The 7,614-nt window shown below is 69.8% G+C and carries 4 protein-coding genes, 2 tRNA genes and 1 pseudogene; 3 read left to right on the forward strand and 4 right to left on the reverse strand.

What is annotated here, in order from left to right; translation table 11 throughout:
* Nucleotides 1-34: 34 nt before the first annotated feature.
* Nucleotides 35-1,171 carry an ABC transporter substrate-binding protein gene (locus ACFV9W_RS34750; protein WP_385769240.1) on the forward strand — a complete coding sequence of 379 codons (1,137 nt, stop codon included), beginning with the start codon at nt 35-37 and terminating at the stop codon, nt 1,169-1,171.
* A 61-nt stretch (nt 1,172-1,232) separates the two neighbouring features.
* Here the strand turns inward: ACFV9W_RS34750 and ACFV9W_RS34755 are convergent.
* The 4 genes from ACFV9W_RS34755 to ACFV9W_RS34770 all read right to left on the reverse strand — a co-directional run bounded on the left by ACFV9W_RS34755 (nt 1,233) and on the right by ACFV9W_RS34770 (nt 6,738).
* Nucleotides 1,233-1,306 (reverse strand) — tRNA-Met (locus ACFV9W_RS34755).
* A gap of 388 nt (nt 1,307-1,694) precedes the next feature.
* Complete coding sequence (locus ACFV9W_RS34760) at nt 1,695-3,491, reverse strand: tetratricopeptide repeat protein (protein WP_385769242.1); 1,797 nt, start codon at nt 3,489-3,491, stop codon at nt 1,695-1,697.
* Between the two features lie 228 nt (nt 3,492-3,719).
* A tRNA-Met gene (locus ACFV9W_RS34765) sits at nt 3,720-3,793 on the reverse strand.
* 47 nt (nt 3,794-3,840) lie between these two features.
* Nucleotides 3,841-6,738: a UPF0182 family protein gene (locus ACFV9W_RS34770; RefSeq protein WP_385769252.1), complete on the reverse strand. Its 2,898-nt coding sequence runs from the start codon at nt 6,736-6,738 to the stop codon at nt 3,841-3,843.
* A 143-nt stretch (nt 6,739-6,881) separates the two neighbouring features.
* Between ACFV9W_RS34770 and ACFV9W_RS34775 the strand changes: the two genes are divergently transcribed.
* The gene (locus ACFV9W_RS34775) at nt 6,882-7,424 is read left to right on the forward strand and encodes a PPA1309 family protein (RefSeq protein ID WP_385769244.1); all 543 of its coding nucleotides are present in this window, start codon (nt 6,882-6,884) and stop codon (nt 7,422-7,424) included.
* A gap of 23 nt (nt 7,425-7,447) precedes the next feature.
* Nucleotides 7,448-7,614, forward strand: a pseudogene (locus ACFV9W_RS34780) (pectate lyase); the annotation flags it as partial.

Below are 7,614 nucleotides of genomic sequence, written 5' to 3' on the forward strand. Positions count from 1 at the left end.
TTGTTGTAGGGATCTTTCTTCGTACGGAGGCTCCATGCGCACCAGATACGTGGGTACGACCCTGCTCGCGGCCGGCGCCCTGCTGCTCGGCACGACGTCCTGCGCGAAGAACGACACGCCGTCGGACGCCGCGGCCGAACCCCGGGCGATCAAGGCCGTCGCGGGCTGCGGCCAGAGTTCCTGGACCGATCCGGCGGACCACGCAGCCGATCGCGAGCCGGCCCGCTGCGACAAGGGCGCGCCCGCTCCGCAGAAGCTCGGCAAGCCCCGCAAGCTGACGATCGCGACGGGCACGCTGAGCGCCGAGTACGTGGCCCCGCTCCAAATGGCCGTCAAAAAGGGCGAGTTCAAGAAGGAGGGCCTCGATGTGAAACTGAAGGTCCTCCCCACGCCCGACGCCCTCCCCCTCCTCGCCAAGGGCGACATCGACGCCCAGTGGGCCGCCCCGGAGGCCGCGGTCATGAACGGCATCCTCGGCGGCTTCGACATCAAGTGGGTGTCCGGCAACTTCTCCCCCGACCCCAAGTCCAAGAGCGGCCTGTGGGTGCGCCTCAAGAAGGGGCAGAGCGCGACCCAGGTCCGGATGGCGGGCAAGAAGATGGGCACGCTGATCGGCAAGGGCTCGGTCGCCTCGTACCCGATGAACATCGCCCTGAAGCAGCACGGCGGAGGGCTCGACAAGATCCAGTTCCAACAGCTCGGCTCGGCGGACGTGCTGACCGGCCTGCAGAACGGCGGCGTCGACTCGGCCTGGCTCCTCGACCCGATCTGGCGCAAGGTCGACGGCGACCGGCGCTACGCGTTCCTCGGCGGCCAGCCCCAGGGCGAACCGCTGGGCGGCATGCTGTTCGGCCCGAACCTCCTCACCAAGGACCCGGACGCGGGCGTCGCGCTGCTGCGCGCGTACATCCGCACGGTCAACACGTACTTCCGGGACGACTACAAAAAGGACCCGGCGTTCGTGTCCGAGCTGGCGCGCATGCTGAAGACGGACAAGAAGGTCCTGGAGGAGACACCGTCCCTGCGGATGGACTGGGAGATCCGCTCCGGCACGACGGACCGGTTGCAGGCGGCGTACAAGGCGGCGGGCGTCTCCGAGGGCGATCCGCTGCCCGAGTCGAAGACGGTGAACAGGAGGCTGTACGAGGAGGCGGTGGGCCACAAGCCGTGACGTGTGCCCACACACGCCTGAGGCCCGGAACCATTACTGGTTCCGGGCCTCAGGTCTTGAGTAGCGGGGACAGGATTTGAACCTGCGACCTCTGGGTTATGAGCCCAGCGAGCTACCGAGCTGCTCCACCCCGCGCCGTTGTGTTCACAACCCTACGCGACGCCCCCGACCAGCGCAAACCGCTCCGCTGGGGACAGGGGCGTGGCGGGCGGCAGGTACGCCGGCGCGCCCCACGCCACATCCCACCCACCCGCCCCCTCCGGGGTCATCGGCCCCACGGGGTGCCGCAACCGCCTTGGGTAACCCCTCCGCCAGCACAGCTCCCCGCCCCGGACGGCCAAGGCCCGCCCCGCCTTGGGCAATCTGCCGCCTTGGGCGGCAGGGTGGGCAAGGCGGCGCCCGGTGCCGCGCAACACGGGCGCGGGGCTCGGCCCCGGCGCAGCCGGAAACTCTGGTGCCGGCTGCGCACACGTCGGGCCCGAGCCCCGGCGCAGCCGGACACCCGGTCGAGCCGAGCGCGGCGCTACGCCGACAGCTCCTGCCCCAACGCGTCCCGCAGCCGCCCCGCCCGCTCCGCGACCTCCGCGGGGCCGAGGTCGACCGCCCGGGACGCCCACTTCTGCCCCTCGGCGAGATCACCGCGCCGCGCGCACAGCAGCGCGAGCCGAAGCGCCGCACGCCCGTGCCCGGCATCGGCCGCCCGCGTCCACCACAGCGCCGCCTCCGGCTCGCTGCCCTCCCGGGCGAGCAGCAGCCCCAGGTTGAACGCGCCGTTGCGCGACCCGGCCTCCGCGGCCTCGCGGTACCACCGCGCCGCCTCCACCACGTCGCCCCGCGCGGCGGCGAGCATGCCGACCCGCACCTGCGCACGCCGGTGCCCGTGCTCGGCGGCCCGCTCGTACCACTCCTCGCACTCGCTCTTCTCGGTGACGGGCTCCCCCAGCTCGTGCCGCACCGCGGGCGGGCGCCGCACGTCGAGCAGCGAGGCGAGCCGGTACGCGGCCTCTCCGCTGCCGCCCCCGGCCGCACACCGCAGGTGCCGCTCGGCGGCCTGCTCGTCGCCCTCGCGCTGCCGCGCGATCCCGGCCTGCAGCGCGGCCTCGGTGTGCCCGCCGGCCGCGGCCCGCTCGTACCACTGGAGCGCCGCCGCCTCGTCGTCCCGGCTCGCGTAGAGAATCCCGAGGTTGAACGCCGCGTCGACGCTGCCGGCCTCCGCCGCCTTGGAGAACCAGGGCTCGGCGCCGACCGCGTCCCCGTTCTGCAGGAGCAGCACCGCCAGCGCGTTGGCCGCCTCGCGGTGACCCGCGTAGGCGGCGCGCCGGTACCAGCCCTCGGCCTGCGCGGTGCGCTGCTGCTCGGCGCAGAGCAGGCCGAGGTTGTACGCGCCGTTGTTGTCGCCGGCGTCCATGGCCGCGCGGTACCAGCGCTCGGCGGTCTGCGTCTCGCCGCGCTCGGCGTGCAGGGCGCCCAGCGCGTTCGCCGCGTTGCCGTCGCCGTCCTGGGCGGCCCGCAGCCACCACACGGCGGCGCTCTCCTCGTCGCCCGCGTCGCGCAGCAGGAACGCGAGGGCGCACGCGGCGCGCGCCTCACCGTCCTTGGCGGACATCAGGTACCAGCGCCCGGCCTCCTTCAGCTCGCCGCGCTTCTCCAGGATCGAACCAAGGTGCAGCGCGGCCCGCCGGTGCCCGCGCGCGGAGGCCTGCCGGTACCACTGCTCGGCCTCTTCCGCCGGGTTGCCGCCCTCGCCGGAGACGAGCACATCGGCGCCGCCCTTCCGGTCGAGCGCGCGGGCGAGCCGGTACGCGGCCTCACGGTGCCCGCGCTCCGCGGCGACCCGCATCCAGCGCTCGGCCCCGACGTCGCTGCGGTGCTCCAGGAGATCGGCGAGCGCGTACGCGCCCAGGGTGTGGCCGTGCTCGGCGGCCTGGCGCAGCCAGTACTCGGCGGCGGGCTCGTCGCCGCGCTCGCGGAAGTGCCGGCCCAGGGCGTGCGCGGCGGGCGCGGAGCCCGCGACGGCGGCGACGCGCCACCAGCCCGCGGCCTCGTCCGCGTAGCCGCGCGTGTGGAGCAGGACTCCGAGGTTGTTGGCCGCGGCCCGGTCACCGGCGCCGGTGGCAGCACGAAGAAGGGGCTCGGCTCCGTCGAGATCTCCGCGGCGCAGCAGCATGGCGCCGAGGACGCTCATCGCCTCGACGTCGCCGGCCTCCGCGGCCAGCCGCTGGCGTGCTTCTTCCGCAGCTTCGCCGGGTTCGTCCCGATCTGTCGGCTGCACAAACCGCCCTGTCTCCAACAGAGTTGCCTTGTCCCCCATAACGTCCATCGTCGCACCACCTGCAACCTGGGTACACCTCGTATACCGCAGCCAGTGAGGTCACTTCAGCGTTTTGTCGACATGCCCACAGGGAGACAAGTGAAACACAGATTTCTGAACTCCCCCCGAGGGGAGCATCGTTCGCACATGCTTCGCACATGCCAGTGACTCATGACGGCAGGGGCCCCGACGCACCGAAGGCCCGGAAGCCTTAGCTTCCGAGCCTTCGATCTTCAGTAGCGGGGACAGGATTTGAACCTGCGACCTCTGGGTTATGAGCCCAGCGAGCTACCGAGCTGCTCCACCCCGCGCCGTTGTGTTGAAACCGTACCACGGCGCGGAGGGGTCACTTGACCAGTCAGCCGCCGGCCGCCTCCTTGTCGCTGTTCTTGTCGTTCTTGTTGTCCCCTGCCGCCTTGTCCGCCTCGGTCTGCGCGTCCTCGGCGCGCTGCAGGGCGTCCTGCAGCCGCTCCTGGGCCTCGCCGTAGGCGGTCCAGTCGTTGTCCTTCAGGGCCTCCTGGCCGTCCTTGAAGGCCTCGTCGGCGTCCGCGAGCGCTTCCTTCACCGTCGAGTTCTCCGGCGTCTCGCTCGTGTCCCCGCCGGGCTTCTCCGGCTCGGCCGGCGTGTCACCCTTCACGTCGAAGGCCTGGTTGAGCGCCTCCGGCAGCGAGTCCGCGAACCCGATCTTGTTGCCGTAACTGACCGCGACCTTGCGCATGAGCGGGTACTCGGCATTGCGGCCCTGGGCGTAGATCGGCTCCACGTAGAGGAAGCCCTTGTCGAGCGGCACCGTCAGCAGATTGCCGTACAGGACCGTCGAGTCGGCGCCCTTCATGTCGCGCACCCAGTTGGCCACGGTGCCCGAGGAGTTGAGCGTGTTCTGCACCTGCTCGGGTCCCGCGACCTTGTCCTCGGTGACTCTGAGGAGCCTTATGGCGCCGTAGTCCTTACTGGTCGCGTCGGCGTCGACCGCCATGAACGCTCTCAGGTTGGGCCTGCCGCTCGGCGTGAACGTCGTCGTCAGCGAGAACTGCTGGCTGGTCTGACCCGGCATCTTCATGGACAGGTAGTACGGCGGGACCGCGCTGTTGTCCTTCTTGGTCGGGTCGTTCGGCACCTGCCACGCGTCGGACGCGTTGTAGAACTGGTTCGAGTTCGTCACGTGGTAGAGGCTGAGCAGCTCACGCTGGACCTTGAACATGTCCTGCGGGTAGCGCAGGTGCTCCTTCAGGGAGGTCGGGATCGCGCTCTTGGGCTCGACCGTGCCGGGGAACGCCTTCTTCCAGGTCTTGAGGACCGGGTCCTTCTCGTCCCACGTGTAGAGCTTGACCTCGCCCGTGCCCGCGTCGACGGTCGCCTTCACCGAGTTGCGGATGTAGTTGACCTGGTTCTGCTGGGCCACCACGGCGCGCTGGCTGTCCGCCTCGTTGAGCGAGTCGGCGGTGCTGTCGCCCAGCGTCGTACGGGACGCGTAGGGGTAGCCGTTCGACGTCGTGTAGGCGTCGATGACCCACTTGATCTTGCCGTTCACGACCGTCGGATACGGGTCTCCGTCGATCGTCAGCCACGGCGCGACGGCCTCGACGCGCTCCTTGGGAGTGCGGTTGTAGAGGATCCGCGAACCCTCGCCGATGGCTCCCGAGTAGAGGATCTGCGGCTCACTGAAGGCGACGGCGTACGCGGCGCGGTTGAGCGGGTTCGCCAGATTGACGCCGCCCTTGCCCTTGTAGCTGGTCGTCTTCTGGGTGCCGTCGTCCTGCTCGTAGTCCAGCTCCTTCTGCGGCCCACCGACGATCGAGTACTGCGAGGTCTTCTCGCCGTAGTAGATGCGCTGGTTGTAGTCGCCGAGGTCGCCGGTGGTCGGCAGGCCCGACTCGGTGAACTGCGGGGCGCCGCCGGAGGTCGCCGTGCCCTTCGCCGTCACGGCCCCGTAGCCGTGCGTGTAGACGAAGTGGTCGTTGATCCAGTTGCGCTTGTCGAGCTTGCTCAGGTTGAGCTCGCGCAGGCCGACCACGGTGTCCTGGCCCTTGTACCGGTCCACGTCCAGGGTCGTCGGGAACTGGTAGTACTTCCGCTGCTGCTCGAGCTGCTGGAAGGTCGGCGAGACGATGTTCGGGTCGTTGAGCCGGTAGCTGGCCGCCGAGTCGGACTCCGCCCGCTGCTTCTCGGCGTCGTCCGAACCCTTGCCCTTGTAGTCCACGGGCTTGGCCTTGTCGATGCCGTAGGCCTTACGGGTCGCCTCGATGTTCTTCGTGATGTACGGGGCTTCCTTGGACTGCTCGTTCGGCTGCACCTGGAACTTCTGGACGATGGCCGGGTACAGGCCGCCGATCAGGATCGCCGAGAGCACCATCAGGCCGAAGCCGATGACCGGCAGCTGCCAGGTGCGCCGCCACAGGGTCGCGAAGAAGAGGATCGCGCAGATGACGGCGATGCAGAACAGGATCGTCTTCGCCGGCAGATACGCGTTCGCGTCGACGTACCTGAGGCCCGTCCAGTTGTCGGTCGCCTTGAAGTCGCTCTGCTTCACCGCGAGCCCGTACCGGTCGAGCCAGTACGCGACCGCCTTCAGGGCCACGAACACGCCCAGCAGGACGGACAGGTGCCCCGTCGCCGCGGCCGTGGCGCGCGCGCCCGGGCTGGTGATCCGCAGGCCGCCGTACAGGTAGTGCGTCAGCGCGGCGGCGACCAGTCCGATGACGGCTGCCGCGAACCCGAAGCCGAGCAGGAAGCGGTACCAGGGCAGATCGAACGCGTAGAAGGACACGTCCATGTGGAACTGCGGGTCCTTCTGGTTGAACGGCACGCCGTTCACGAACATCAGCCACGTACGCCACTGGCTGGCGGCCGAGGCTCCCGCGATCAGGCCCACAAGGGCGGTGACACCGACGAGCAGCCACCGCTTGAAGGGCGCGATGCCCATCCGGTAGCGATCGAGGCTCTGCTGCTCCATCGACATGGCGCTCAGCGGCGGACGCAGCCGGTGCGCCAGCCACACGTTCACACCGACGGCGAGCGCCATCAGGAGCCCGAAGACGAAGAAGAGCCCGATCTTCGTCCACAGTTGGGTCGTAAAGACGGACGAGAACTTGACCGAGCGGTACCAGAGCCAATCGGTCCAGAATCCGGCGAACATGACGAAGACCATGCCGAGCACGGCCAGGACGCCCAGCGTCAACAAAAGTGTTCGGGCACGCCGGGAGGGTCGGCCGACTCTGATCCGCGGACCCGTCGGGCCCCCGCCGCGGTCCGGCATCTGGAAAGCCAAGGTGTGCACCTCGAAGTTCGGTATTCGATCGGTCGGTCGGGCCCCCGAGAACGCGGACCCATCACCTATGCAACTTACTCACGCTTTACTCAGTTCCCGGTTCGGGGCAGGAACGAGGCAGGATTGTGACCATGTCCAACACTCCCATGGCAGCGAGCCCCCTCACCCGAGCCGTACTCGAGATCGACGAGTACGCCGCCGGGCTTGGCTGGGACCAGCCCGCTCGCCTCTTCGCCCTCGTCGACACGGCCGCGCTGCGCGCCCAGGAACCCGCTCTCGCCGCCCAGCTCGGGCTCGAGGGCGAGCAGGAGGCCCCCGGCCTCACCCCGATCGAGCAGGACGAGATCCCTGCCGGCAAGCCGCTGGACGAGTTCCTCGGCACCATCGCGTGGCCCGACGCCGTCGTGGGCTGCGCGCTGACGGTCGAGCGCCTCATGCTGCCGCCGTCCGCGGAGGCGTCCGTCCCTGAGGGCCTGAGCGGCAAGAAGCTCACGAAGTGGGTCTCCGAGCACCCGGACCGCCAGGAGGTCCGCATGACGGTCGGCGTGCTGCGCGACGGCACCCGCGACTCGGCGCTGCGGCTGCGCGAGAAGGACGCGACGACGGAGGTCCTCACGGGCTCGAACCTCGTACCGGGTCTCGCGGAGGCCCTGTCGGTGACGTTCGCCGAATGAGCTTTTCCTCGTCTACGTAGAGGGGCGCCACCGGCTCCGTGTCGATCAAGTGGGGCTCCGCCACCGCGATCTCCAAGATCAACATCCGGGAGGCGGCCGGCGCCACCGGTCGCATCGGGTCGTGGCGGGTCGTCAACGCCGACACCGGCGCCGTGCTGACCACCGGCACCGGCGCGGGGGTCATCTCCTT

Source organism: Streptomyces sp. NPDC059897, assembly GCF_042730865.1.
Lineage (GTDB): Bacteria > Actinomycetota > Actinomycetes > Streptomycetales > Streptomycetaceae > Streptomyces.

What these genes read in the sequence shown, in the direction of transcription:
- ACFV9W_RS34750 (WP_385769240.1), top strand. Translation starts at nt 35, where the DNA reads ATGCGCACCAGATACGTGGGTACGACCCTGCTCGCGGCCGGCGCCCTG.
- ACFV9W_RS34760 (WP_385769242.1), bottom strand. Translation starts at nt 3,491, where the DNA reads ATGGACGTTATGGGGGACAAGGCAACTCTGTTGGAGACAGGGCGGTTT.
- ACFV9W_RS34770 (WP_385769252.1), bottom strand. Translation starts at nt 6,738, where the DNA reads ATGCCGGACCGCGGCGGGGGCCCGACGGGTCCGCGGATCAGAGTCGGC.
- ACFV9W_RS34775 (WP_385769244.1), top strand. Translation starts at nt 6,882, where the DNA reads ATGTCCAACACTCCCATGGCAGCGAGCCCCCTCACCCGAGCCGTACTC.